Source organism: Kitasatospora sp. NPDC090091 (genome assembly GCF_044747365.1).
Taxonomy (GTDB): domain Bacteria; phylum Actinomycetota; class Actinomycetes; order Streptomycetales; family Streptomycetaceae; genus Kitasatospora.
In genome coordinates, this window is sequence record NZ_JBIVDY010000023.1 from 74,148 (window position 1) to 99,087 (window position 24,940).

A 24,940-nucleotide genomic window follows, 5' to 3' on the forward strand; every position below is an offset into this window, starting at 1 on the left:
TCGGTCGTGGCCTGGTCTACCAAGTAGTGGCGTCAGACCGCCCCGGCTACAGTGCGGTACTCCTTACCATCGAGCTTCCCGAACGCGTCCGCTACAGCTTGCGCTGGGCAAGTGAGGGGCAAGAAGGGAACACGTTCCAGCTGCAGCACGGCTTGCGGGTCACAGTCATGAGCGACTTGTCCTGGTCTTGGGACGGCTCGGCCTGCACTGTGGAGACGGGGCATACCAGTGGGCGCGTGACGTTGCTCATCGAGAGCGTGCTGGCTCTTCAACGCCTGCAGGACATCGTGATCGTCGCGGCGAAGGGTTGGGAGCGCGACGCGTTACTCATCCGGGCGGCGTGCGGCCGAGGATTTGTCCCCTGCTTCGTCGTCAGCGCAGAACAGTGGGCCGACTGGGGCACCGCTTCTTTCCTGCTCGTCGGCAGGCCGCCCGGGACGACCGTGGTCGGTGTTGGCCTAGATTTCGTTCCCGCTCTTGAGCAACTGGGAGTTGACTTCGTCCGTGCCGACCGAGTCCGCAGTTCCTCGGTCGAGGCGGCCGAAATGTTGGGCCGACCGTGCCTCAGTACCACGCTGACCGCTCCGGACTGTCCGCAGGCTTATGGTCCGGCCTTGTACCTTGCCGTGACACTCGGTGCGAACCTCACTCTTGATCCCGCAGTCGATGACAGACTGCAGCTCACTGCCAGCGACGCCACGAGTTTGCGGTCGTGGCGGCTCGCGGATCTGGTCGGCAAGGTTCTGCCACCGCCCAGCGACATCAGCCAGACGTTTTCCCGCACAGGCGAGCAGTATGAGGAACTCGTGGTATGCGAGAACTCGACGGAGGATCTCCTGGTCTGCCAGGCAGTGGGCTATGTAGATGTACGTTGCTGCCCTATCGCGTTCATCGCCGAAGTCGCTGCGCAGGAACCAGTGAGCGGATTTCCGGAGGGGGCTGCCGGGGTGCCGTTGCTGGAGAACTATGCGGCGGCGGCTGTCCCGCCGGAGCTTCGCAAGCCGAACGCGGCCACGCTGACAGTCTTCACCCGCTGGTTGCCTCTGCATCTGACGCCGCTGCCGCACACCGCCTCAGGAACCGAGCACTGGCTGGACCGCTACGGACTGGCACATCTACCCGGGCATCTTGGCTCCGTGCTCATTCCCCGGCTGCTGAACGGATCCCTGGAACGCGCCCCGGCCGTGTCGTTTGGTCTCGTCTTCGATGCCCTCGGTACGGTGGTGGACACCGAAGGCCACGTCTACGCCGACCGACTCGCAGCCGGTCTGTCCTACCCGCTGGTCCTCGCCAACCGCGGAGCGCTGTGCGAGGTGCTGGAATCGGTGCTGCGACACCTGGACACCGACCTCGTACTCTTGATCGCCCATGGCCAGGACGACTACTTCCAGGACAGCACCAACGAAAACATCCCCGAAGCGCTGATCCGCACGTGGCGACTACGCGGGAATCCGGTGGTTTTCAACAACTCATGTAGCAGTTGGGCGACCACGGGCCAGGCGTTCGTCACGGCCGGCGCACGTGCCGTCATCGGCACCCTTTGGCCGGTCGCCGACGAAGTCGCCGCCCGGATTGCTGCCACTATGGGCGAGCATCTGCACGACCCGGAAGAGCCCGACATCGCCACACTGCTGAGCCGATCGGTGAGAACCTCCCGAACTAGGCACCCGGACGATCTCGCTACACGGGCAGCCTATGTGTTCATCGGTCTGCCCGGCACGGCCTTCCACGCAAGGCCAGCCCTCGACTCGGATGAAACGCTCACCATGCTCTCCAAGGCGCTGCCAACCCTGTACGGCGCACTGGAAGCGATCGCGGAGGACCGCCGACCTCAAGCCGCTGCAACCCTCCATAGAGCGGCAACCGCGGCTTTGCGCGAGCGCTTTACCGCGCTCCTCGTCTCCGGCGAACTGCCCAAGCATCTGCCGCCACCGTTAGCGGAGATCTCAGTTCTGGACATCGACTTCCTGCTTGCCCGGGCCGACGTCGCATTCGGCCGTACTCTGCTCCATGTATCTGCCCGCGAACATCAACCGGCGCTGGCCATGCAGATGAGCGATCCGCTCCACCGGGCTCTGCATGAACTGGTGAACTGGGAACAACGGCACGACGAACACATGGGGCGCAGCGAGAGGACCGAAGGCTCACTCGGCGAGATGGGGATGATCAGACTCTCGGCGTCCTTCGTGCTGGAGGATGTGCTCCCCTTTGTACGCACGCTTGCTGAGTTTGACCGTCCCGAAACACGTCACGAGGCTCGCTGGTGGCTGCAAATCGCAGCCTTGTTGGTCACCACACCACCTGACAAGTCGCCTGATGGGTCGATCACCGATGAGGCCCTGATCAGCCGGATTCGCACAGGCATCATCCAACGATTCACGGTCGCCTGGAGCAGCCAGGAGGGGCCCGCGGAAGGAAGCGACCGGGCAGCCACCATCGATCTTCTCGGCCAGGCTGTGAACAAATCAGAACTGGCTAACCGGTTCGGAGTCGCGCTACTCCAACTGGGCGAGCCAGGACGCGCAGCGCCATTCTTCGAAGCCGCGCGTGACCTTGCACCGGGCGGATCGGACCGCCGAGCCAATGCCACCTCCAACCTCGCCGAGACGCTACGTCAGCAGGCCGGCCTCGGCGACGAGTCCCTGACGCAGTATCAGGAAGCCCTGCTGGAGCAGGTGCGCCACCGCGATTGGCGCAACGCCTCGATCACCGCAGCAAACATGTTGCGTCACGCCAGCCGAAGCGGTGTCGTTCTGACCCCCCGATTTCTTCCTCGAGCCTTGGCCCGGACCGACTCCATTGAACCCGAAAATGCCCGCCTCCAGTACCGGTGTGACCTGCTGGGTGCGGGTGCATGTTATCGAGCCGCCCGCGGAGACTATGCTGCCGCCGCCCGGTTGCGCGATGAGATTGCCGCGTGCCTCGATATCGCCAGCCCGGCACCCGCCCGCCATCTGCCTGATCTCGCCCGGTGGTACCACGACGCGGGTGATCATGCCAGGGCCGTGCGGCAGTCCCTCGCAGACGGTGCGGCCCTCGACCGCGCACATCTTCCAGATGCCGCGGCTCGCAGCTATCTCCACGCCGCGGCCGCCGCTCTAGACGCCTACGACGATGGCCGCACCCGCCACCTCGAAGACTTCCTCGAATGCTCCAAGCGCCTGGGCGCGATCCTGCGTGGGCGCTCCAGACTGGCTCAGCAACTAGGAGGCGGACCAGAGTGGGCTTACGAGAATACGACGTCGTTGTGGCGGGGCTTTGCCGAACGCCGCTGGTACCGGCAGGCACTGCGGGCTTACTACGCCTTGCAGTCCTGGCCGGGCGACCATGAAGATGCCGACTGGGAACTACTCTCATATGCCCGCCATCCTCGTAATGAAGCGGCGGTCAAGGTCCTTGCCGCACACGGCTTACTGCGTCGCGCCGCAAGAGTGTGGGTGACCTCCGACGGCACAGCTACCTTCACCGTTACGACCGCGCGTGATCAAAACTCAGCCGACACTCCTGCGATCCCGCCGGTGATCTATGGATGCCTGCCGTTCCCTGGCGAACCGGAGCCCCAGCCGGGAGTTGCCCTCGTGGCAGGGGTCGCGATCTACGAACTGCGTGAGGGACATCCGGTAACCCTGCGCCAGAGCGAATACCAACCGCTGCCTACAGATGGGCGAGGAACCTACCTTTATCGTGAGATGTGGGGAAGCCTGAGTGTGCTCCACGACGTCGAGGTCATTCTCGCGCCGGGCCTGGTCCCCACATCCGTGCAGTGTGCACCTCGTGCGGGGGCGAGATCAGACACAGCGATCCAGTTCAGGCCAGACGGCTGCCATATCACCGTTCGACCTCCCAATGACGGAAGGGGGACGGGAGAGGCGTACTGGCTTGCGGACCTCGTGATCACATTTCGCAGCGTTCCTGGACTAAGCGCCGCACTGGCTGACCCAGACGGCCCTTTCGCGCATGAGATGCCCATTGGCCTCTACTCTTTGCTGATCCAGGCCGCTCAGCACCGGCATTAACGGGCAAGAGGCCGTCCACTACAATAGTGACGACCCTGCATCTGCATCCTCGTGTGCCTTCGTCGAGGCGCTGGCTTGCCCCGACCGCGGCGCGTTGATGGGGCTCTTTGGTTTTCGCGAATCCTCATCAAGCCTCGGCGCCGAGATCAACACCTCGATCACCCGCACCTACAGCTTGGAGATCACGATCGACCCGGGGAAGACCTGGGCGCTGGACGTGGAGTACCAGACCGTGACCTACGCGATCACGACGCAGGCCCTCGGCGTGTACACCACGGACTACGTGAACGTCACCAAGCCGACCGGTGCCGTGGCGTTCACCACCTGCGACTGATGCCCGACCGTTCCACCACGACGGCGGTGCGACGGGTCCTCCCCGTCGCCCCGTCGCCCCGTCGCTCGACGCCGTGGCCGTCCCGCGCGTCGACCGCCGACGGGCGCTCGACGCGCTGGCCGAGCTGACGACCACCGTCGGCACGCACCTGACCAACCCCGACCCCACTCGCCGAGCTGCACCGCATGCTGATCGCTGGGGACCCAACATCACTGCCCGGGACGGGTTCCGCCGTTCGGCCTCCACCGTCACGGCCTACGGCCGGCTGCTCGACGCCGCCGTCGCGCAGGCGGCCGACGACCCCGCCGCCGTGGCCGTCCTCACCCAGTTCCGCGCCGCGCCGGCGGTCTCGGCCGCCTGGCTGCGGGAGCGTATCCCGCACGACCCCAGGCCGGCCCTCGACCGCCTGCGCGGAGCGGGCATCCTCACGGACCACCCCCGCCTTCCGGGAGCGCTGATCCTCCCGCAGCTCATCGAGCTGCTCGACGCCCCCTACCGGCCAGACCCGTGTCTCAGGGGCTGAGCGGCAGTCCGGCGCGGCGGAGCGGATCGACGGCGGAGCCACCGTCGGTGTGCCGGCCGCTACCGAAGGCGCTTGTTCCGAAGAACGCACGGCCGCTCCCGGGGGTGGGAGCGGCCGTGCGGTGGAGCTGGGGGGTGCGGCTCAGGCGGCCTGCTGCTCCTTCGCGGCGAAACGGGCGGCGATGGCCCGGATGCGGCAGTAGACCGCCGCCGGCTCATCCGTGTAGCGCCAGGGCAGCGCGTCGACGTAGCCGTCGACCAGCTTGAACTGGGCCAGCGCCTCGGCCGGCCGGTCGGTCATGGTGTAGCACCAGGCGAGCAGGTGGCGGATCTCCGCGGCCCGGGGGTGGTCGGCCGGGGCCGCGTCGACGGCGCGGCGGGCCGCGTCCACGGCCGCTCGCGCGTACGGGGTGGACCAGTACTCGCTCTCGTTCTCGTCCGGCTCGTGCTCGAAGAGCGCGATCAGTCGCATGCCGGCGAGCAGGCTGCCTTCCGGGGCGTCGGTCGCGGCGCGGTCGGCGAAGGCGTTGGCCTCCTCCTCGGAGCCGTGCCACTTGGCGGACTTGTACTGCACGGCGGCGTAGTGCGCCGGGTAGAGATGCGGGTCGCGGACGGTGAGCCCTGCCCAGACCCGGTCGAACTCCGCCGGCGGGTAGTTGAGGCCGAGGGCGATCCAGAGCTCGGTGGTCCACGGCAGCGGGTCCTCCGGGGCGAGCTCCTGCGCCTCGCGGGCGGCGGTGCGGGCCTCGGTGAGCATGCGGTGGAAGCCGTCGGCCTGCTCGGCGCTGGTGTCCTCGGCGTACGCGGCGCCGCGCAGGCGCCAGGCCAGCTTCACCAGTGCTTCGGCGTGGACGAGGGCGGCGTCCGGGTCGCCCGGCCGGTCGGCCCGCCAGGCCCGGAGCCAGTCGTCCTCCTCGGCGGCGACGTCGGCGAGTTCCTCGACGATGCGGTGGCGCCGGTCCCGGTCGGGGCCGGCCGCGGCGAGCCGGTCGGCGCAGGCGCGCCAGTCGCCGCCGGTGGCGGCGGCGCGCACGGCGTCGAGCTCGGGGGAGGCGCAGGCCCGGTCGGTGTTCTGCCGGTCCTCGGGCAGCATGCCGTGCTCGGTGACGACGAGCTCGTGCCAGGCGTCGAGTTCGGCCTGCTTCTTGGCCGTGTAGCGGTTGAGGACCCAGGTGAGCAGCTTGAGCGCGCCGACGACGACGGCGCCGACGAGGATGGCAATGACGGGGGCTGACATGGGAAACCTTGTGGATCTCGGAGGGGGCCGGGTCAGGGGGCGGTGACGGCGGCCGTGGTGACGGGGAGCCCGGCCTCGGCGAGCAGGGCGCGGACGGCGGCGGTGTCCGGAGTGTCGGCGCAGGCCGCGTCGAGGGAGGCGGTGAGCCGGTCGCCCAGGCCGTCGGGCAGCCGCAGGTGGGCCGGCCCGGACCAGGAGAGCTCCCAGCGGGTCAGGCCGGCGTCGACGAGGGCGAGTACGGCGAGCCGGGAGAGGGCGCCGCGCAGGACCGGGCGCGCCAGTTCGCGGGCGGCGCGGCCGGTCGCGGCGCGGGCCTCGTCGCTGAGCGGCAGCCGCTCGACGAGCTCCCGGGTGCGGCCGGCGTCGATCGCGTCCAGCGCGCCCCCGATGGTGGGCGGCAGGCCGAGGGCGGTCAGGGCCTCGCCCAGCGGGCGGGTGGACTCGCGGCAGTCGGCGAGCAGCGAGCGGTGCACCAGCTCCGGCCAGTCGACGCGCTCCTTGCGCGCCGCCTCGGGGACGAGGCTGACGACCTCCAGCGCGGCGAGGACCTGCTCGGCGTCGCGCAGCAGGCCGAGGGCGGGGGCGGTGCTGCCGGCCCCGCGGCCGTCGTCGGGCAGCGCCTCGACGGCCGCGACCCGGCGGTCGATCGGCGGGTGCGAGTCGTACGGATCGGGCTCGGTCGCCGGCAGTTCGAGCGCCATGGCGTCGAGCTCCTTGCGGCGCTCGGGGTCGGCCAGCAGGTGGGCGAGGCCGCCGTACAGCTGACCGGCGGGCGGCAGGAGGCCGGCCTCCCAGCCGAGGGTGGCGTAGTGGCCGAGGTAGAAGTCCTGTGCGGCATCGAGCGCGGGGATGCGGCGCAGCGCGGAGGCGGTGGCGTCGCGTCCGGCCAGCCGGGCGGCGACCAGGTCGGCGGCGTACTCCTGGCGGCGGCCGACCGCCTCGGAGACGCGGAAGTAGAGCTTGCCGTACTGGGTGAAGATCTTGGCGAGCACCCGGTCGACACCGCCGGTGGCCTCCTCGGAGGAGGGCTTGCGGCCCTTGGCGAGCCGCTTGTCCGCCTTGGTCTGCAGCTTGGCGGCCTCCTTGGCCTTGTGGGCGTCGGCGCGCTCGTGCAGGCCGCCGACGGTGCGCAGGAGGGCGGTGCGACCGGCCATGGTGACGCCGGCGAGGCGGACGTCCTGGTTGCTGTAGTGCCCGAACTCGTGGGCCAGGACGGACTCCACCTCGGCCTCGGTGAGGCCGATCAGCAGGGGGACGCCGATGACCAGGTGCCGCTTGCCGGGCAGCAGGCCGAGGAGCCGGGTCTCCTCCCGAACACCGGCGTTGACCTCGGGGATCAGCCGGATCTCGGCCGGGCCGCGGACGCCGGTGCGCTCGGAGATGCGGTCGACGACGGCCCAGAGTGCGGGCTGCTCCTCGCGGGTGACCGGCAGTCCGGGCAGCTCGCCCTCGTCCCGGCGGTGGCGGGTGAGGAAGACGACCCGGACGACGGGGTAGGCGATGACGGCGCTGACGACCCAGATCTTCACCAGCGCCGGGCGCAGCTGGCCGGAGGCCAGGTAGAGGCTGACGTCGACGGCGATCAGTGCGGCGACGATGCCGAGGGCGAGCAGGTAGAAGCCGGCGAGCATGGCGACGGCCGTCAGGGCTCTGGCGGAGGTGCTCATGCCGGATGTGCCCGGGCCGGAGGTGCTCATGCCGGATGTGCCCGGGCCGGAGGAGGGCCTGCCGGCGGCAGGCTGGGACGCGCCCATGCGGGTTCCTTCATCGGGGGAGCGCCACGGGGGAGGTGGCGCCGGGGAACGGAGATGCTGCTGAACGTGTGTTCGGCAGGTGAGCATGGTAGCTGCCGGGGGTGACGATCCCCCACCCGTTTCCCGTCCGTGACCTGCGGCTTTCGATCCGGGGCCCCGCCCGCGGGGCGCGCGGGCCCCGGTGCTCCGTGCGCTCCGTGGGGTGGGGCGGGCCGCGGTCAGAGGCCGAGGACGCGAAGGGCGTTCTCCTTGAGGATCAGCGGGCGGACTTCCGGCCTGATGCCGAGGGCGTCGAAGTCCGCCAGCCAGCGGTCGGGCGTGACGACGGGGAAGTCCGATCCGAACAGCACCTTGTGCCGGAGGAAGGAGCCGGCCGCCTTCACGAGCTGCGGTGGGAAGTACTTCGGCGACCACCCGGACAGGTCGATGTACACGTTGGCCTTGTGCGTGGCGATGGAGATCGCCTCGTCCTGCCAGGGCACGGACGGGTGCGCCAGGACGATCGTCAGGCCGGGGAAGTCGGCGGCGACGTCGTCCAGGAGCATCGGGTCGGACCAGCGCAGTTTGATGCCGCGCCCACCGGGCAGGCCTGCGCCGATCCCGGTCTGGCCGGTGTGGAACAGGGCGGGGACGTCCAGTTCCTGTATCGCCTCGTAGAGCCGGTAGTGCTCACGGGCGTTGGGCGCGAACGCCTGGAGGCTCGGGTGGAACTTGAAGCCGCGGACGCCGTGGTCGAGGACGAGCGAACGGGCCCGGGCGACGGCGTCCGGCCGGTGCGGGTCGACCGAGCCGAACGGGACGAGGACGTCGCGGTGGGCGGCGGCCGCCGCGGCGATCTCCTCGCTGGACAGGGCGGGATGGCCCAGGCCCGTGGTGGCGTCCACCGTGAAGATCACGGCGGCCATGCGGCGCTCGCGGTAGTACGCGGCCAGGCGCTCCACGGTCGGCGTGCGGTCCTGGCCGGACTTGAAGTAGGCGGCCGAGGCGTCCATCAGCTCCGCGTCGAGCGCGAGACGGCCGTGGGCGTCCTGCTCCACGTGGACGTGGAAGTCGATGGCGATCGGATCTTCGGGGTTCATCGAGGTGCTCACAGGTGGTCGGTCCGGTTCTTGGCGTCGAGGAGGAGGGAGAGGAGGGCGTCGCGTTCCGCGCGGAGGTCGGCCTCCGCGGTCCCGGCGAGCTCGTCGTTGACGCCTTCGACGATCGCGAGCGTCAGTTCGGGCGTGAGGCGCGGCGTGCCGAGGTCGGCCCACCACCCCTCCATGGGTGGGCCGAGGTGCTCCAGGACGTGCGCGATGCCGCCTGCACCGCCCGAGAGGTGCTGGTTGAGGAAGGGTCCGAGCAGTGCCCAGCGCAGGCCGGGGCCGTGGGCGACGGCCGCGTCGATGTCGGCGACGCTTGCCGCGCCCCGCTCGACGAGGGAGTATGCCTCCCGCCACAGCGCGGCCTGGAGGCGGTTCGCGACGTGGCCGGGCAGTTCCCTGTGCAGCCGGACCGGACGGCGGCCCAGGCTGCGGTAGAAGTCCACGGCCTCCTCGACGGCGGCTTCACCGGTCCGCTCGCCCGGCACGACCTCGACCAACGGGATGAGGTGGGGCGGGTTGAACGGATGCCCCACGAGGACCCGCTCGGGATGGGCCGCACAGGCCCGCTGGATCCGCGACGGCAGCAGCCCGGAGGAGCTGCTCGCCAGGATCGTCCCCGGCGGGGCCGCGGCGTCGAGGACGGCGAAGACCTCGTCCTTCAGCTCGGGACGCTCCGGGCCGTTCTCCTGGACGAAGTCGGCGTCCGCGACGGCCTCGGCGAGGTCCGCGGTGAACGACAGCCTGCCCTGGTCGGCGGTGACGGCCGCCCGGAGCCGCTCCTCCGCTCCGGGCGCGGGATCGCTCGCGACGACCTCGTGCCCGTACGAGAGGAGGAGCGTGGTCCAGGAGGCCCCGATGACCCCGGTGCCGACGACGGCGACTCTCACGACGCGCCCCGGTGCCCGGAGGCCCGTCCGACGGCGTACGCGACGAAGGGGTCCAGAGAACGGGGGTCGGCGAGGACGTCGGTGCTGGCGACGGATTCGGGACGCGCGCCGAGGAGGATCCGCTTGACCGGCACCTCCAGCTTCTTGCCGGTGCGGTTGCGCGGGACGGCGGGCACCCGCTCGATGACGTCCGGGACGTGCCGCGGCGACAGTGCCGACCGCAGGGCGCGGGCGATCCTCGCGCGGAAGCCGTCGTCCAGCTCCACGGGGCCGGCGACGAAGAGCAGCAGTTCCCCGTTGCCGCCCTCGGGGTCCTCGATGTGGACGACGAGACTGTCCTCGATCCCGGGCAGATCCTCGACGACGGCGTAGAACTCGGCGGTGCCGAGCCGGACCCCGCCCCGGTTGAGGGTGGCGTCGGAGCGTCCGGCGACGACGCAGTGGCCCTCGGGCGTGAACCGCACCCAGTCGCCGTGCCGCCACACGCCCGGGTACGCCTCGAAGTACGCGGCCCGGTAACGGGAGCCGTCGGTGTCGCCCCAGAAGCCGACGGGCATCGACGGCATCGGCTCGGTGATCACCAGCTCGCCCAGCTCGCCGACGACCCGCACGCCCTCGCTGTCGTAGGCGTACGCGGCGACGCCGAGGCAGGGGCCGGAGATCTCTCCGGCGCGCACGCTCTGGAGCGGGCTGCCCTGGAGGATGCCGGTGCAGACGTCGGTGCCGCCGCAGCCGACGTTCAGGAGGACCCGCTCCCCGAACTGCTCGGCCACCCAGCGGAAGCCGTCGGCGGCGAGCGGGCTGCCCGCCGCGCCGAGCTGCCGCAGCCGCGACAGGTCGAACTCCTCGGCGGGCCGGATCCCGGCCTTGCGGCAGGCCATGAGGTAGCCGGGGCTCACGCCCATCAGCGTCGTCCCGGTCTCCTCCGCGATCCGCCACTGCTCCCGCAGGTCGGGGTGGACGGGGTTGCCGTCGATCATGACGATCGAGGCGCGGACCAGCAGCGCCGAGACCAGGGTGTTCCACAGCATCCAGGCGGTCGTGCTGAACCAGAGCATCCGGTCGCCCGGCTTCAGGTCCCAGCTCAGCGCGTTGTTCTTCAGGTGCTCCAGGAGGATCCCGCCGTGCCGGTGGACGATCGCCTTGGGGATGCCGGTGGTGCCGGAGGAGAAGAGCACGAACAGTGGATGGTCGAACGGCACGGGCTCGAAGGCCGGTTCGGCCGGCTCGGCCAGCAGCTCCGTCCAGCCGAGCGCGTCGGGGAGGGCGTTCGGTCCGTACGGGACGTGGACGACCCGCTCCACGGTGGGCAGCCGGGAGGCGATCTCCGCCACCTCGGTGCGGCGGTCGACGTCCCGCTCCCCGTAGCGGTAGCCGGCGACGGTCAGCAGCACCTTCGGTTCGAGCTGCGCGAACCGGTCGACCACGCTGCGCGGGCCGAACTCCGGTGCGCAGGCCGCCCAGACCGCGCCGAGGCTTGCGGTGGCGAGGAAGGCCACCAGCGCCTCCGGGATGTTCGGCAGGTAGGCGACGACCCGGTCGCCCTTGCGGACGCCGAGGCGCAGCAGCCCGGCGCGGGCCCTCGCGACCTGGTCGCGGAGCTCGCCGAAGGTCAGCTCGACCGGCTCTCTGGTCTGGGAGCGGGCGACCAGCGCCACGGCGTCGAGGTCCTCCTCGCGGCCGAGCGCGTGTTCGGCGTAGTTGAGGGTCGCGCCGGGGAACCACTCGGTGTCCGGCATGGACCTGCGGCCCAGGGGGGCCGTGGGCGGAGTGTGCGCGCGGACGTCGAAGAACTCCCAGACCGACGACCAGAAGCCGGCGAGGTCGGTGACGGACCACCGCCACAGGCTGTCGTAGTCCGGGAAGCTCAGCTGCCGCTCCGACTCCAGCCAGCGGAGGTAGCGCCCGATCTCCGACTCGTCCCTGACGGCGGGTCCGGGAGTGCTGAGGATTTCGCTCATCGTGCGTCCCTTCCGCGGGGGTCCTGTCCGGTGGCGACCTTCGCGGCCCGGCCGTCCAGGAACGCCCGCATCCGCTCCTGGGCGTCGCGGCTGCCGGCCGCGACGGCCGACATGAGGGATTCGAGCAGGAGGCCGCCGGCGGGCGAGGCCTCGGCGATCCGGGGGAGCGCCCGCAGGACGGCGAAGTTGGTCAGCGGCGCGTTGGCCGCGATCCGCTCCGCGAGTTCCAGCGCCCTGGCGCGCGCCCCGCCCTCCTCGGTCAGGTACTGCGACAGGCCGGCGGCCTGGCCCTCGAAGGCGTCGAGGACACGACCGGTGAGCATCATGTCCGCCATCCGGTGCGCGCCGATCAGCCGGGGGATCCGCACCGAGCCGCCGCCGCCGACGAAGAGTCCGCGCTGCCCCTCGGGCAGCGCGTAGAACGTGGACGGCTCGGCCACGCGGATGTGCGCGGAGGCCGCCAGCTCCAGGCCGCCGCCGATCACCGCGCCTTTCAGCGCGGCCACCACGGGGACGCGCCCGCCCTCGATGGTGTCGAAGACCCGGTGCCACATGAGTGAGTGCTCCAGAGCCTCCTCGGTGGAGCGTTCGGTCAGCTCGCCGAGGTCGAGCCCGGCCGAGAAGTGGTCACCTTCGGCGTCCAGGACGACGGCTCGTACGTCGGTGCCCGGCTGCCGGAAGAACTTCTCGATGCCCAGCACGGTAGCGTCGTCGAGGGCGTTGCGCTTGGCGGGGCGGCACAGTGTCAGGACCGCCACTCCGTCGCGGCGGTCGATGGAAAGCGTGCTCAAGGAGGGCTCCTCAATCATCAGGAATCCTGAGTATCGAAGGGTGTGCCACCGGCAGGCAAGGGGGGTGGGCTAGAATTTTTGACAGGTTTCCTGATGATGGAGGAGGGCTTGTGACCGGCGTCGCTCCGCCGTCGTTGCTGTACTCGGTGAAGCAGGTCGAGCTGGCCACCCGGGCCCGGCTCGACGAACTGCTCAAGCCCTCGGGCGTCACCGCCCTCCAGTACACCGCGCTGACCGTGCTCGAACGCCGGGACGGCATGTCCTCGGCCGAGCTCGCCCGCAACTCCTTCGTCACGCCGCAGTCCATGTCCGACCTGGTCGGCGCGTTGGAGCGGCGGAACCTCATCACCCGGTCCCCGGACCCGGCGAGCCGGCGCCGCCACGTCATCAGCCTCACCGACGACGGCCGCACCCTGCTGGCCCACTACGCCCCGGCGGTCCAGCGCCTGGAGGACGAGATGCTCACCGGCTTCACGGCCCGGGAGCGCACCGCCTTCCGCACCTACCTCAACCGCGCCCGCGAAGCACTCGGCTGAGCACAGTCCTGCGGATCGGTCCGGGGCCGCCGATCCGGCAGGGCCTGCGTCATACGGGCCGGCGGGCGCCGGGTCGGCCCCGGTACCCGAGCGCCTGCATGCCCCCGGCGCGGGCGATCCCCGACGCCGTGTCGGAACCGAGGAGGTCGAGGACCTCGCGGGCGCGGCCCGGTCGGACGGACGAAGCCAGGACACCCCCGCCGAAGACCGAGTTGATCGCGGTGTCGCCCGGCAGCGGGCCGACCACGGCGACACCCGGTAGGTCCATCAGCTCGCTGCGCTGCTGGAAGGCCAGGTCGGCCCGGCCGGACGCGAGCAGGCTGCCGGCGGGCACCCCCGCCGGCGCCCGGACGAGCCGGTCCGAGAGCGTGCCGGTGAGCCCCAGCCGGGTGATGAGTCCGAGCAGGGCCGTCCCGCTGGGGCCGGTGGAGTACGCGATCCTCCTCGCGGACAGGAGAGCGCCTCGCAGGTCGCGTTCCGAGTCGAGTGCCGGCAGCGGCGTTCCGTCCGGTACGGCGGCGACGACCTGGGAGACCCACAGCGGGCGCACCGTGCCCCTCAAGAGGTGCCCCTCCGCCTCCAGTTCGGCCAGTGCTCCCTCGGCGAGGACGAGCAGATCGGCCCCGGCGCCCGCGCGCACCCGCCGTGCGACGTCGACCCCACCGGCGGATTCGAAGCGCACGGGGATGCCGTGGGTGCGCCGGACGAGTTCGGAGAGGTCGGTCAGGACCGACCGTGTCGCCATCGAGGACAGCCCGGAGATCACCTGGTTCACATTGCCTCCTTGGATCCGGCAGACGGTACGACGCGCGCCACGGCGGCTGGACGCCGGTCTGCGAGACTGGCCGGATGATCACACCCCGGAGCACGGCAGCCGGAAAGGTCCTGGAGGTCCTCGCAGCCTTCGACCGTGAACACCCGTCGCAGACACTGTCGGAGATCGCCCAGCGTACGGGCCTGGCCCTGAGCACCGCGCACCGCGTGGTCACGGAGCTGGCGGGATGGGGAGCGCTCGAGCGCGCGGAGGACGGGTCCTGGCACATCGGACTGCGCCTGTGGGAGATCGCCTCGGGGTGTCCCCGGACCCAGATCCTGCGTGATGCCGCACTGCCGTTCATGCAGGACCTCTACGAGGCGACCCATGAGAACGTGCAGCTCGCGGTGCGCGAAGGCACGGAGCTGGTCTTCGTGGAACGGATCGCGGGGCACGGGTCGGTCGAGGTGGTCACGATGGTCGGGTCGCGGTTCCCCATCGGCTCCACCGGGATGGGCCGGGTGCTGCTGGCACACGCACCCCGGGAGATCCAGGAGGAGGTGCTCGGATCACCGCTCCGGGCGTGGACCCCGCACACCGTCACCGAACCGAAGGCGCTGCGGGCGCAGCTGGACCGGATCCGCCGCGAGCAGGTCTTCGTCAGCGACCGGCAGCTCTCGGAGCGCTCGGTCGCGGTGGCCGCGCCGGTGCGCATCGGCCGGGCCGGCCCGGTGAGCGCCGCCCTGGGGATCGTCATCGCGGCGCGGGGCGCGAGCCGGGCGCGCGGGCTGCGCGAGCCGCTGCTGAGGGCTGTGCAGGGGATCTCCGAGGAGCTCGGCCGGCGGGCCCGGACGACGCCCTGAAACCCGGGGAGACTTCCGCCTGACGGAAAGGGTGGCGACCGGCCGAGGAACCGGATGCCAGCCTTCGGGTGTTCCCAACCCCGCGCCCCGCTCAGGAGATGCCATGGCCGATGCCGTCGTCGACACCGTGACCCCGGTCCCCGTCGCTGTCGTCGGTGCCGGCCCGGCCGGACTGATGCTGGCGCATCTGCTCGGACGCGCCGGGGTCGAGACGATCGTGCTCGACACCCGCACCCGGCACGAGATCGAGACGACGCACCGGGCCGGGATCCTCGAAGCCGACGCGGCCCGGGGCCTGGTCGAGACCGGCGTCTCCGACCGGATCCTGCTGGACGGTCACGAGCACGAGGGCGTCGAGCTTCGGTTCGGCGGGCGGCCGTACCGCATCGACTTCAAGAAGCTGGTCGGCGCGTCGGTGTGGTTGTACCCGCAGACCGACGTGTTCATCGACCTGGCCGAAGCCCGGGAACGCGACGGCGGCACGGTCCACTTCGGCGTCAGCGACACCGAGGTCCTCGACATCACGACCGACGCTCCCCGGGTCCGCTGGACCGCGTCCGACGGGACCCGCCACGAAGCCAGGGCGCGGTACGTGGTCGGTGCGGACGGGTCGCGCAGCATGTGCCGCGATCTGGTGCCCGAGGGCCGGCGGGTGCGCTACGGCAAGGAGTACCCCTACGCCTGGTTCGGCGTCATGGCCGAGGCGCCGATGAGCGCACCCGAACTGGTCTACGCCCACTCGGAGCACGGGTTCGCGCTGATCAGCCGGCGCACCGAGACGGTGCAGCGGATGTACTTCCAGTGCGCCCCCGACGAGCCCGTGGACGCCTGGCCGGACGACCGCATCTGGGAGACGCTCCAGGCCCGGGTCGCCGGCGAGGACGGCTTCCGGCTCAAGGAGGGACCGATCATCGAGAAGACGGTGCTGCGGTTCCGCTCGTTCGTGCAGGAGCCGATGCGCTGGGGCTCGATGACGCTGGCGGGCGACGCCGCGCACACCGTGCCGCCGACCGGCGCCCGCGGGCTGAACCTGGCGCTGCACGACGCGAAGGTACTCGCAGGTGTCCTGCTGCGGGCGCTCGGCAGCGAGGGTGCCGCCGCGCTCGCCGACTACCAGCCACGCGCCCTCCAACGGGTCTGGCGGGCACAGAACTTCTCGTACTGGATGACCCGGCTGCTGCACACCGCGCCCGGCGACACGCCGTTCGACCTGCGGCGCCGGCTCGGCGAACTCGACAACGCGGTGGGCACCCGGGCCGGCCGCACCTTCCTCGCCGAGCAGTACACCGGCTGGCCCGCCGGCGCCCACGACTGACCCGGACACCCTCCAGGAGAGCACACGTGATCATCGACTGTCACGGTCACTTCACCACCGCACCGCCGCAGTTGGCGCAATGGCGGGACCGGCAGGTGGCGGCGGCCGGCTCCGCCGGCGACGCACCCGACCCCGACACCCTCAGCATCACCGACGACGACCTGCGCCGGGCGATCGAGGGCAACCAGCTGCGGCTCATGGACGAGCGCGGCAGCGACCTGACGATCTTCTCCCCGCGGGCCAGCTTCATGGCCCACCACATCGGCGACTTCGAGGTCTCCTCGGTCTGGGCACGGATCTGCAACGACCTCGTCCACCGGGTGAGCACGCTCTACCCCGACCGGTTCGCGATGGGCGCGATGCTCCCGCAGTCGCCCGGCGCGGCCCCCGCCACCTGCCTGCCCGAGCTGCGCCGCGCGGTGGAGGAGCTCGGTGCGGTGACGATCAACCTCAATCCCGACTCGTCGGGCGGCCGGTGGACCGCGCCGCCGCTGACCGACCGCAGCTGGTACCCGGTCTACGAGGCGATGGCCGAGTACGACGTCCCGGCCATGATCCACGTCAGCACGTCGTGCAACCCGGCCTTCCACACCACCGGTGCCCACTACCTCAACGCCGACACCACGGCGTTCATGCAGCTGGTCCAGGGCGACCTGTTCGCCGACTTCCCGACGCTGCGGTTCGTGATCCCGCACGGCGGCGGCGCGGTGCCCTACCACTGGGGGCGGTTCCGCGGCCTGGCGATGGCGCTCGGAAAGCCGGATCCCGAGACGCTGCTGGACAACGTCCTCTTCGACACCTGCGTCTACCACCAGCCCGGCGTCGACCTGCTGACCCGGGTGATCCCCAGCCGGTCCGTCCTCTTCGCCAGCGAGATGATCGGGGCGGTCCGCGACACCGACCCGCGCACCGGTCACCACTTCGACGACACGAAGCGGTACGTCGACGCCACGCCGAACCTGTCCGACGAGGAGCGCGACGCCGTCTACTCGGGCAACGCCCTGCGCGTCTACCCCCGCCTGGCCGCCCGGCTCGCCGCGGCCGGCCGCTGAACCCAGGAGAAGGAACGCATGGAGCACACCGAAATCGGCGTCGTCCACACGTCGATCACCCGCGCCGCCCCCGGGGCGGTCGCCGCGCTGTCGCGGTTCGGCGTGGCGACGATCCACGAGGCCATGGGCCGGGTCGGACTGACACGCCCCTACCTGCGCCCGGTCTACCCCGGGGCCAGGCTGTGCGGCACGGCGGTGACCGTCCTGCTGCAACCCGGCGACAACTGGATGCTGCACGTCGCCGCCGAACAGGTCCGGGAGGGCGATGTCGTGGTCGCGGCCTGCACGACCGAGAGCGAGGACGGGTTCTTCGGCGAGCTGCTCGCCACGTCCCTCCGCGCCCGGGGATGCCGGGGCCTGGTCATCGACGGCGGAGTGCGCGACGCGGCCGACCTGGCGGCGATGGAATTCCCGGTCTTCGCACGGGCGATCAACGCCAGGGGCACGGTCAAGGCCACCCTCGGCTCCGTCAACGTGCCGGTGGTCTGCGCCAACGCCCTGGTCCGGCCCGGCGACGTCGTCGTCGCGGACGGCGACGGCGTCGTCGTGGTGCCGCGTGAGCGGGCCGCCGAGGTCGCCGAGGCGGCGGCCGGGCGCGAGGCGGCCGAGGCGGGCAAGCGCGAGAGGTTCCGCGCGGGCGAACTCGGCCTGGACGTCTACGGCATGCGCGGTCCGCTGGCCGCGCTCGGGCTGCGGTACGAGGACTGAGGCATGACGACCTTCGAGAAGACCCCCGGCTGGCTGGACTGGTACGCCGGACCCAGCCGTCCGGAGTTCCGGCTGCCCGCGGGCGCCGTCGACGCCCACTGCCACGTCTTCGGGCCGGGCGCGGAGTTCCCGTTCGCCCCGGAGCGCAAGTACACCCCCTGTGATGCGTCCAAGGACCAGCTCTTCGAACTGCGCGACCACCTGGGCTTCGCCCGCACCGTCGTGGTCCAGGCGACCTGCCACGGCGCCGACAACGGCGCCATGGTCGACGCCCTGCGAGCGTCGGGGGGCCTGGCCCGCGGTGTCGCGACGCTGCGCCCCGGAACCGGGGACGAACAGGTGCGGGAGCTGCACGAGGCCGGCGTGCGCGGCGTGCGGTTCAACTTCGTCAAGCGGCTCGTCGACGCGACGCCGCAGCGGGACCTCCGGGAGGTCGTCGAGCGGATCAGACCGTACGGTTGGCACGTCGTCGTCTACTTCGAGGCGGCCGACCTCGCCGGTCTGCGCGAGTTCCTCCTCTCGATCCCGGTGCCGCTGGTCGTCGACCACATGGGCCGGCCCGATGTCGCCGGGGATCCGCACGGACCGGAGTTCGAGGCGTTCCTGGACTTCATGCGGGCCAGGCCCGACATCTGGTGCAAGGTGACCTGCCCGGAGCGGCTGTCGGTGAGCGGCCCGCCGGCCCTCGGCGGGGAGCGGACGGCCTACCGCGACGTCGTCCCGTTCGCCCGGCGCGTGGTCGCGGAGTTCCCCGACCGGGTGCTGTGGGGCACCGACTGGCCGCACCCGAACCTCACCGGCCACATGCCCGACGACGGCCTGCTCGTCGACTTCGTCCCGCACATCGCGCCGACGCCGGAGCTGCGGCACAAGCTCCTCGTCGACAACCCGATGCGTCTGTACTGGCCCGACGCCGACCGACCCACGACCTGATCGGAGTGCCGCCGTGGCGCTGGACAAGACCTACCGACTGGTCCCGGGGACGACCGTCTTCGACGCCGAGCAGTCCGCCAGGGGCTACCACCTCAACCAGTTCTGCATGTCGCTGATGACGGCGGAGAACCGCGAACAGTACCTCGCCGACGAGCGGCGCTACCTGGACGCGTGGCCGCTGCGGGAGGAGCAGAAGCAGGCGCTGCTCGACCGCGACCTCAACGCCGCGATGCGCGAGGGCGGCAACATCTACTTCCTCGCCAAGTGGGGCGCCACGCTGGGACTCTCCTTCCAGCAGATGGCCGGATCGATGACCGGCATGACCGAGCAGGAGTACCGCGACCTGATGCTCCGCGGCGGCCGATCCGTCGAGGGCAACCGGATCGACCACGCGGTCCTCGAAGCGGCCCACGCCGACCGCACGCCGCCGGCCCGCCACGCCACCGTCACCGGCGCCGTCTTCACCTCGCACGTGCCGGCGATCGGCGCGGCGATGGACCACCGAAAGACCGACGAGCCCTACTGGCAGCCGGTCTTCGGGGGCTACGAGTTCTCCAGGCGATGGGTGCAGGAGAACCTCCCCGACGTGGTGATCCTGGTCTACAACGACCACGCCACCGCCTTCGACCAGTCGGTGATCCCGACCTTCGTGCTCGGCACCGGCGCGGTCTACCCCACCGCCGACGAGGGCTACGGTCCCCGGCCGGTCCCGGGCATCGAGGGCCACCCCGACCTCGCCGCGCACGTCGCGCACTCGCTCATCAGGGACGACTTCGACCTCACCCTCGTCAACGAGATGAGCGTCGACCACGGCCTGACCGTGCCGCTGTCACTGATGTTCGGGGACGTCGAGACGTGGCCGTGCAAGGTGATCCCGCTCCTCGTCAACGTGGTGCAGTACCCCGTGCCTTCGGGCGCCAGGTGCTTCCGGCTCGGCGGGGCGCTGCGCAGGGCCGTCGAGTCCTACGACAGGCCGCTGAAGGTCCAGGTGTGGGGAACCGGGGGCATGAGCCACCAGCTGCAGGGACCCCGGGCCGGCCTCATCAATCGCGAGTGGGACAACGCGTTCCTGGACCGGCTGGTCGAGGACCCGGCCGGCCTGTCGCAGGTACCGCACCTGGAGTACGTCGAGGAGGCGGGCTCGGAGGGCATCGAGCTGGTCATGTGGCTGATCGCCCGCGGCGCGATGAGCGACATCGACGGAAGCGGCGAGATCGAGGTCAAGCACCGCTTCTACCACGTCCCGGCGTCCAACACGGCCGTCGGACACCTGATCCTGGAGAACCACCCGCGGGCCGAGCGGCCCGCCGTGAAGGAGTGACATGACCGACGACCGGACCGTCCGGATCGCCCTCGCCGGAGGCGGCGCCTTCGGCGCCAAACACGCGGCCGCGCTCAGGCGGATCAAGGGCGTCGAGGTGACCGCTGTCGTGAGCAGCTCCCTCGAAAGCGCCCGGAAGTTCGCCCAGGAGCAGGGCGTGGGCCGAGGCGTCGCAACGCTGGAGGAGGTGCTGGCGGCGGACGATGTCGACGCCGTCATCCTCGCCACGCCCACACCGATGCACGCCGCGCAGACGATGGCCTGCCTGCAGGCGGGCAAGCACGTCCAGGTCGAGATCCCGTTGGCCACCTCACTGGCCGACGCCGAGGCGTGCCTGAGCGTGCAGCAGCGCACCGGGCTCGTCGCGATGGTGGGGCACACCCGGCGCTTCAACCCCAGCCACCAGTGGGTGCGGCAGCGGATCCGGGCGGGGCAGTTCCGGATCCAGCAGATGGACGTGCAGACCCACTTCTTCCGCCGCACCAACCTCAACGCCCTCGGGCAGCAGCGCTCCTGGACCGACCACCTGCTGTGGCACCACGCCGCGCACACCGTCGACCTGTTCGCCCACCAGACGGGCTCGCCGATCGTGCAGGCCAACGCGATACAGGGGCCGGTCCACCCCGAACTCGGCATCGCGATGGACATGTCGATCCAGCTGCGCGCGGAGAACGGGGCCATCTGCACCCTGTCGCTCTCGTTCAACAACGACGGGCCGCTCGGCACGTTCTTCCGCTACATCGGGGACAGCGGCACCTACCTCGCCCGCTACGACGACCTGTTCACCGGCCGGGACGAGCCGATCGACGTGCGGGGGGTCGACGTCTCGACGGACGGCATCGAACTGCAGGACCGCGAGTTCGTCGCCGCCGTCCGAGAGGGCCGGGAGCCGAATTCCTCCATCGCCCAGGTGATGTCCTGCTACCGGACGCTGGCGACCCTGGAGCAGCAGCTCGACGCAGCCCCGGGCTCGTGACCGCGGTGCCGAGGACGGGGCCGCGCAGCGCGGCCGAATGATCGAAGCGGGTTCCGAGAACCACGCCGACGCCGGTCCCCGGCAGCCACCACTGCGGGCCGCTTCCGGGGACCGGCCCCGCGTGTTCAGGAAATCCAGTGCCCCGCGTCGTACGCGATCCGCCCGCAGGCGACGGTGCCGGCCGTCAGCGCTGCTGGCCGGGCGGGGTGGTGGCCGGCGGGGCCGTGGCCGTCTCGGTGGGGTTGCCCGGCTCCGGCTTCGGCGGCGCCGGGTCGGGGATGAAGGCCATCGGCAGGGGCTGCTTGGGCGCGCCGCGCAGCGCCTGGTTCATGGCGTCGCGCCAGATCGGCCCGGGGCCGTCGGCGCCGAACACCTCGGTGCGGCGCTTCCCGTTGATGGTGATGTTGCGCATCTCGACGCCGCCGTCGGGGCCGCCGAGCCAGACGGCGGTGGCGAGCTGCGGCGTGTAGCCGCTGAACCAGGCGGCCTTCTTGTGGTCGGAGGTGCCGGTCTTGCCGGCGATCTGGCGGTCGCCCTCCAGGTTGAGCGCCGAGCCGGTGCCGTTCTCGGCGGTCACGCCGTTCAGGATGGTGTTGATCGCCTGGGCGGTGGAGTCGGAGAACGCCTGCTGGCAGTGGCCGGCCGGGACGGGGACGTCCTTGCCGTCCACCGTGGTGATCCTGTTGATGGCGATCGGGGCGCAGTACTTGCCGCGCGCGGCGAACGTCGCGTAGACGTCGGCCATGGTCAGCGGGCTCAACTCCTCGACGCCGAGGGCCATCGCGGGGACCTCCTCCAGGGGCTTGCCGCTGGCCTTGGCATTGATGCCGAGCTTGTTGGCCATCTGCTTGACGGCGCAGAGGCCGATCTCCTGCTCCATCTGCACGAAGTAGGTGTTGACCGAGAGGGCCATTGCCTTCTTGAGCTGGTAGGGGCCCTTCTCGTTCGCGGATTCGTTGGGCACCACGGTCTTTGGCCGGGCGTCGTTCTTCCAGGTTCCTTCGCAGGTCTTCATCGTCGGGTATTCGAGCCGGTTCGGCGACGAGTACTCCTGGGTCGCCGGCAGGCCCGCCTCCAGCGCCGCGGCCGCGACGATCGGCTTGAACGTCGAGCCGGGCTGGAAGCCGTTGCCGCCGCCCATCGCCTTGTCGACGTTGAGGTTGACCATGGTCTGGTTCTTCTCCCGCTCCACGCCGTACGGGCGGGTCTGGGCCATCGCCAGGATCTTGCCGGTGCCGGGCTCCATCATGGTCGCGGCGGCCGAGACCGGGTCGGTGACCCGGACGTTGCCGGTCACCGCGTTCTGCGCGGCGGACTGCTTGTCCGGGTCGAGCGTGGTGTGGATGTTCAGGCCGCCCTGGTCCCAGAACGCCTTCCGCTCGGCGGCGGTCTTGCCGAAGACCGGGTCCTGCTTGACCACCTGGCGCACGTAGTCGCAGAAGAAGCCCATGCCGGCGTTGGCGGTGATGCAGCCGTTCTGCGGCGCCTTGTACTGCAGGCCGAGCGGCGCCTCCTTGGCCTCCTTGGCCTGGTCCGCGGTGATGTGCCCGGCTTCGAGCATCTTGTCGATCACCACGTTGCGGCGCGTCTGCGCGGCCTGCGGATGCTGCTTCGGGTCGTAGGCCGTGGGGTTCTGCACCAGGCCGGCGAGGGTGGCGGCCTCGGCGACGGTCAGGTCCTTGTTGCTCTTGCTGAAGTACCGCTGGGAGGCCGCCTCCACGCCGTACGCGCCGTTGCCGTAGAAGGTGATGTTCAGGTAGTTGGTGAGGATCTGCTCCTTGCTCAGCTCCTCCTCCAGCTTGATCGCGACCTTGAGCTCCTGGATCTTGCGGCCCAGGGTCTTGCGCTGGGCCTCGCGGACGGCCTCCGGGTCGTCGCCGGCCTTCTCGACGTTGACGTTCTTCACGTACTGCTGGGTCAGCGTCGAGGCACCCTGAGAGGCGGTGCCGCTCTCCGCGTTCTTGCCGAGGGCGCGCAGGATGCCCTTGAGGTCGATGGCGCCGTGCTCGTAGAAGCGGGCGTCCTCAATGTCCACCTGTGCCTTGCGCATGTAGGGCGACATCTGGTCGGCCGCGAGGACGGTGCGGTCGCGTTCGTAGACCTTGGCGATCAGCGCGCCCTTGGCGTCGAAGATCTGGGTGGCCTGGGTGAGCGGTGGCGTCTTGAAGTCGTTCGGGATGTTGTCGAAACCCTCCGCCGTGTCCATGGCGGTCAGGCCGAGTGCACCGGCCGCCGGCAGGGCGATGCCTGCCAGCAGCGCACCGGAGACCACGCTGACGCCCAGGAAGGTCGCACCGTGGCGGGCCAGCCGGAGCGGCGATGTGCGGGCCGGAGGGGCGGCCGTTTCATCGGTGTCGTCGGTGGAATGCGCTGTCGGAGGAGGAATTGAGGCCATGTTCGAATGCTAGCCCCCACATCTGGCGCATCGAACGAATTGACGCCCGCCAATGTAGCGACCCTGTAACAGGTTCAGAGGCTTGGCCTTGCTCGGTCGAGCGTATACATACTCAATCTTCATGAATGGCCGAATGGTTGGCTGACCGGAAAACCCCCGTCGATGGAGCGTGCTCGATTGAAGTCGCCGCCGGCGGAATTCCCTTTCCCGTCGGCGTGTGCGTGGCGACGCCTGCTCCGTACCTGCGTGTGCGTGCCTTCGCGCCCGGCGCCCCTCCCGTCCCGTGACCCTGGTACTGGATAGATGCTCTGGGTGGGCCGAAATGTTGCGTGCACATCGCACCCGGTTGTGGAGTGGCCTGCCGCGGCTGCTGCCGAAGGTGCTGCGCCGCCCGCTTGCGCGCCGTCGCCGACGGCCCGATCTGTGCTCGGGTCGGTGCCTGCCGGGGAGTCGCCGGTGGGCTGTCGGAGTCTCAAGTCGCAGGCCACCAGGGTTCTTACGGGTGTCTTACGTGGCCCGCTCAACTAACCGGATTCCTATCCGGTAGTGCTAGTGTGCTCACCAAGGCGGATAGGTATCCGATTTGGTCGGCACGTAGCGGGAGGTCGAGGCTGTGGAGCAGCGGGCAGTGGTGACGGCGGGAACCGGCGGCATCGGGTTGGAGACCGCGCTGGGCCTGGCGGCGCGCGGGTTCGCCGTGACGGTGGTGGGCCGTGACGCGTGGCGTGGCGCACGTGCGGTCGAGCGGATCGCGGCGGTGTCCACCGGGGGCGAACCCCGGTTCGTGGCGGCCGATCTGGCGTCGCTCGGCGAGGTGCGGGCGCTCGCCGTCCGGCTGGCGGCGGAGGGGCCGCTGAAGGTGCTGGTCAACAACGTCGGCGCGATGTTCGCGGAGCAGCGGCGGACCGTGGACGGGATCGAGGCGACTTTCGCCGTCAACCACCTGTCGCCGTACCTGCTGACCGAACTCCTGCTGGACCGGCTCCGGGCCGGCGGGCCGAGCCGGATCGTGAACGTCAGCTCCGGTGCCAGCGCCCTCGCCAAGCGGACCTTCGAGGCCGTCGAGCCGCCCGGCGGCTACTACGGCTTCCACTGGTACGGCCGGGCCAAGCTCGCCAACCTCGCCTACACCCTCGACCTGGCCGAGCGGCTGCGCGACAGCGGCGTCAGCGTCTTCGCGGCCGATCCGGGCGGCGCCGCGACCGACATGACCAACGGCACCATGACCTCGCCCAAGATCGTCTCCCCGCCCCTGCGTCTGCTGTGGCCGCTGGTGCGCCGGAGGTTCGAGCGTTCCACCGCCGGCCCCGCCTCGGAGGCCGCGCGGTCCTCCGTCGCGGCGGCCACCGACCCCGCGCTCTACGGGCGGACCGGCCTGCTCATCGGTCCGGAGGGCCGGCCCGTCCCGGCCTTCCGCGGCGCGACCGACCCGAAGATCGTCTCCGACGTCCTCCAGCTCAGCCGGCGGCTCGCGGACCGATGGGCGAGCGTGTGACGAGG

At 70.8% G+C, this 24,940-nt stretch carries 20 protein-coding genes; 12 read left to right on the forward strand and 8 right to left on the reverse strand.

What is annotated here, in order from left to right; all coding sequences use genetic code 11:
* Positions 1-236: 236 nt before the first annotated feature.
* From ACIPSC_RS31460 to ACIPSC_RS31470, 3 genes are all read left to right on the forward strand, one after another.
* The gene (locus ACIPSC_RS31460; RefSeq protein ID WP_400830697.1) at positions 237-4,016 is read left to right on the forward strand and encodes a CHAT domain-containing protein; all 3,780 of its coding nucleotides are present in this window, start codon (positions 237-239) and stop codon (positions 4,014-4,016) included.
* 97 nt (positions 4,017-4,113) lie between these two features.
* On the forward strand, positions 4,114-4,350 hold the full coding sequence (locus ACIPSC_RS31465; RefSeq protein WP_400830700.1) for a DUF6426 family protein: 237 nt from the start codon (positions 4,114-4,116) through the stop codon (positions 4,348-4,350).
* Between the two features lie 73 nt (positions 4,351-4,423).
* Positions 4,424-4,873 (forward strand): hypothetical protein, encoded by a 450-nt coding sequence (locus tag ACIPSC_RS31470; protein WP_400830704.1) that lies wholly within the window; start codon positions 4,424-4,426, stop codon positions 4,871-4,873.
* Between the two features lie 141 nt (positions 4,874-5,014).
* Here the strand turns inward: ACIPSC_RS31470 and ACIPSC_RS31475 are convergent, their stop codons facing one another.
* From ACIPSC_RS31475 to ACIPSC_RS31500, 6 genes are all read right to left on the reverse strand, one after another.
* Positions 5,015-6,109: a hypothetical protein gene (locus tag ACIPSC_RS31475; RefSeq protein ID WP_400830707.1), complete on the reverse strand. Its 1,095-nt coding sequence runs from the start codon at positions 6,107-6,109 to the stop codon at positions 5,015-5,017.
* Between the two features lie 32 nt (positions 6,110-6,141).
* Positions 6,142-7,776, reverse strand: a complete 1,635-nt coding sequence (locus ACIPSC_RS31480) for a M48 family metalloprotease (RefSeq protein ID WP_400830710.1) — start codon at positions 7,774-7,776, stop codon at positions 6,142-6,144.
* Between the two features lie 305 nt (positions 7,777-8,081).
* Complete coding sequence (locus ACIPSC_RS31485; RefSeq protein ID WP_400830712.1) at positions 8,082-8,942, reverse strand: amidohydrolase family protein; 861 nt, start codon at positions 8,940-8,942, stop codon at positions 8,082-8,084.
* Positions 8,943-8,950: 8 nt separating this feature from the next.
* On the reverse strand, positions 8,951-9,835 hold the full coding sequence (locus ACIPSC_RS31490) for a 3-hydroxyacyl-CoA dehydrogenase NAD-binding domain-containing protein (protein WP_400830715.1): 885 nt from the start codon (positions 9,833-9,835) through the stop codon (positions 8,951-8,953).
* Positions 9,832-11,796, reverse strand: coding sequence for an acetoacetate--CoA ligase (locus ACIPSC_RS31495; RefSeq protein ID WP_400830718.1), 1,965 nt, complete (start codon positions 11,794-11,796; stop codon positions 9,832-9,834). Before ACIPSC_RS31495 ends, ACIPSC_RS31490 begins: the two co-directional genes overlap by 4 nt.
* Positions 11,793-12,587 (reverse strand): crotonase/enoyl-CoA hydratase family protein, encoded by a 795-nt coding sequence (locus ACIPSC_RS31500; RefSeq protein ID WP_400830720.1) that lies wholly within the window; start codon positions 12,585-12,587, stop codon positions 11,793-11,795. Before ACIPSC_RS31500 ends, ACIPSC_RS31495 begins: the two co-directional genes overlap by 4 nt.
* A gap of 110 nt (positions 12,588-12,697) precedes the next feature.
* Between ACIPSC_RS31500 and ACIPSC_RS31505 the strand changes: the two genes are divergently transcribed.
* Entirely contained in the window at positions 12,698-13,123 is a 426-nt protein-coding gene (locus ACIPSC_RS31505) for a MarR family winged helix-turn-helix transcriptional regulator (protein ID WP_400830724.1), read from the forward strand.
* Positions 13,124-13,172: 49 nt separating this feature from the next.
* Here ACIPSC_RS31505 and ACIPSC_RS31510 read toward each other — a convergent pair whose 3' ends face one another.
* Complete coding sequence (locus tag ACIPSC_RS31510; RefSeq protein ID WP_400830727.1) at positions 13,173-13,898, reverse strand: substrate-binding domain-containing protein; 726 nt, start codon at positions 13,896-13,898, stop codon at positions 13,173-13,175.
* A 74-nt stretch (positions 13,899-13,972) separates the two neighbouring features.
* On the opposite strand from ACIPSC_RS31510, the gene ACIPSC_RS31515 reads away from it, so the two are divergent.
* The 7 genes from ACIPSC_RS31515 (at position 13,973) to ACIPSC_RS31545 (ending at position 21,045) form a co-directional block, all read left to right on the forward strand.
* Positions 13,973-14,740: an IclR family transcriptional regulator gene (locus ACIPSC_RS31515; protein ID WP_400830731.1), complete on the forward strand. Its 768-nt coding sequence runs from the start codon at positions 13,973-13,975 to the stop codon at positions 14,738-14,740.
* A 103-nt stretch (positions 14,741-14,843) separates the two neighbouring features.
* Positions 14,844-16,055 (forward strand): 4-hydroxybenzoate 3-monooxygenase, encoded by a 1,212-nt coding sequence (locus ACIPSC_RS31520; RefSeq protein ID WP_400830736.1) that lies wholly within the window; start codon positions 14,844-14,846, stop codon positions 16,053-16,055.
* Between the two features lie 26 nt (positions 16,056-16,081).
* Entirely contained in the window at positions 16,082-17,107 is a 1,026-nt protein-coding gene (locus tag ACIPSC_RS31525) for an amidohydrolase family protein (protein ID WP_400830739.1), read from the forward strand.
* An 18-nt stretch (positions 17,108-17,125) separates the two neighbouring features.
* Positions 17,126-17,815 (forward strand): 4-carboxy-4-hydroxy-2-oxoadipate aldolase/oxaloacetate decarboxylase, encoded by a 690-nt coding sequence (gene ligK / locus ACIPSC_RS31530; protein WP_400830741.1) that lies wholly within the window; start codon positions 17,126-17,128, stop codon positions 17,813-17,815.
* A gap of 3 nt (positions 17,816-17,818) precedes the next feature.
* On the forward strand, positions 17,819-18,748 hold the full coding sequence (locus ACIPSC_RS31535) for an amidohydrolase family protein (protein ID WP_400830744.1): 930 nt from the start codon (positions 17,819-17,821) through the stop codon (positions 18,746-18,748).
* Positions 18,749-18,761: 13 nt separating this feature from the next.
* On the forward strand, positions 18,762-20,069 hold the full coding sequence (gene ligA, locus ACIPSC_RS31540) for a protocatechuate 4,5-dioxygenase subunit alpha (protein WP_400830746.1): 1,308 nt from the start codon (positions 18,762-18,764) through the stop codon (positions 20,067-20,069).
* Position 20,070: 1 nt separating this feature from the next.
* On the forward strand, positions 20,071-21,045 hold the full coding sequence (locus tag ACIPSC_RS31545; RefSeq protein WP_400830748.1) for a Gfo/Idh/MocA family oxidoreductase: 975 nt from the start codon (positions 20,071-20,073) through the stop codon (positions 21,043-21,045).
* Positions 21,046-21,229: 184 nt separating this feature from the next.
* On the opposite strand, the gene ACIPSC_RS31550 is transcribed toward ACIPSC_RS31545, so the two are convergent.
* Positions 21,230-23,440, reverse strand: a complete 2,211-nt coding sequence (locus tag ACIPSC_RS31550) for a transglycosylase domain-containing protein (RefSeq protein WP_400830750.1) — start codon at positions 23,438-23,440, stop codon at positions 21,230-21,232.
* A 613-nt stretch (positions 23,441-24,053) separates the two neighbouring features.
* Between ACIPSC_RS31550 and ACIPSC_RS31555 the strand changes: the two genes are divergently transcribed.
* Positions 24,054-24,935 carry an SDR family NAD(P)-dependent oxidoreductase gene (locus ACIPSC_RS31555; protein ID WP_400830752.1) on the forward strand — a complete coding sequence of 294 codons (882 nt, stop codon included), beginning with the start codon at positions 24,054-24,056 and terminating at the stop codon, positions 24,933-24,935.
* Positions 24,936-24,940: the final 5 nt, after the last annotated feature.

Excerpts from the sequence above, each read along its gene's own strand:
- ACIPSC_RS31465 (WP_400830700.1), top strand. The coding sequence starts at position 4,114 with ATGGGGCTCTTTGGTTTTCGCGAATCCTCATCAAGCCTCGGCGCCGAG.
- ACIPSC_RS31475 (WP_400830707.1), bottom strand. The coding sequence starts at position 6,109 with ATGTCAGCCCCCGTCATTGCCATCCTCGTCGGCGCCGTCGTCGTCGGC.
- ACIPSC_RS31480 (WP_400830710.1), bottom strand. The coding sequence starts at position 7,776 with ATGAGCACCTCCGCCAGAGCCCTGACGGCCGTCGCCATGCTCGCCGGC.
- ACIPSC_RS31485 (WP_400830712.1), bottom strand. The coding sequence starts at position 8,942 with ATGAACCCCGAAGATCCGATCGCCATCGACTTCCACGTCCACGTGGAG.
- ACIPSC_RS31495 (WP_400830718.1), bottom strand. The coding sequence starts at position 11,796 with ATGAGCGAAATCCTCAGCACTCCCGGACCCGCCGTCAGGGACGAGTCG.
- ACIPSC_RS31515 (WP_400830731.1), top strand. The coding sequence starts at position 13,973 with ATGATCACACCCCGGAGCACGGCAGCCGGAAAGGTCCTGGAGGTCCTC.
- ACIPSC_RS31520 (WP_400830736.1), top strand. The coding sequence starts at position 14,844 with ATGGCCGATGCCGTCGTCGACACCGTGACCCCGGTCCCCGTCGCTGTC.
- ligK (WP_400830741.1), top strand. The coding sequence starts at position 17,126 with ATGGAGCACACCGAAATCGGCGTCGTCCACACGTCGATCACCCGCGCC.
- ACIPSC_RS31535 (WP_400830744.1), top strand. The coding sequence starts at position 17,819 with ATGACGACCTTCGAGAAGACCCCCGGCTGGCTGGACTGGTACGCCGGA.
- ACIPSC_RS31545 (WP_400830748.1), top strand. The coding sequence starts at position 20,071 with ATGACCGACGACCGGACCGTCCGGATCGCCCTCGCCGGAGGCGGCGCC.
- ACIPSC_RS31550 (WP_400830750.1), bottom strand. The coding sequence starts at position 23,440 with ATGGCCTCAATTCCTCCTCCGACAGCGCATTCCACCGACGACACCGAT.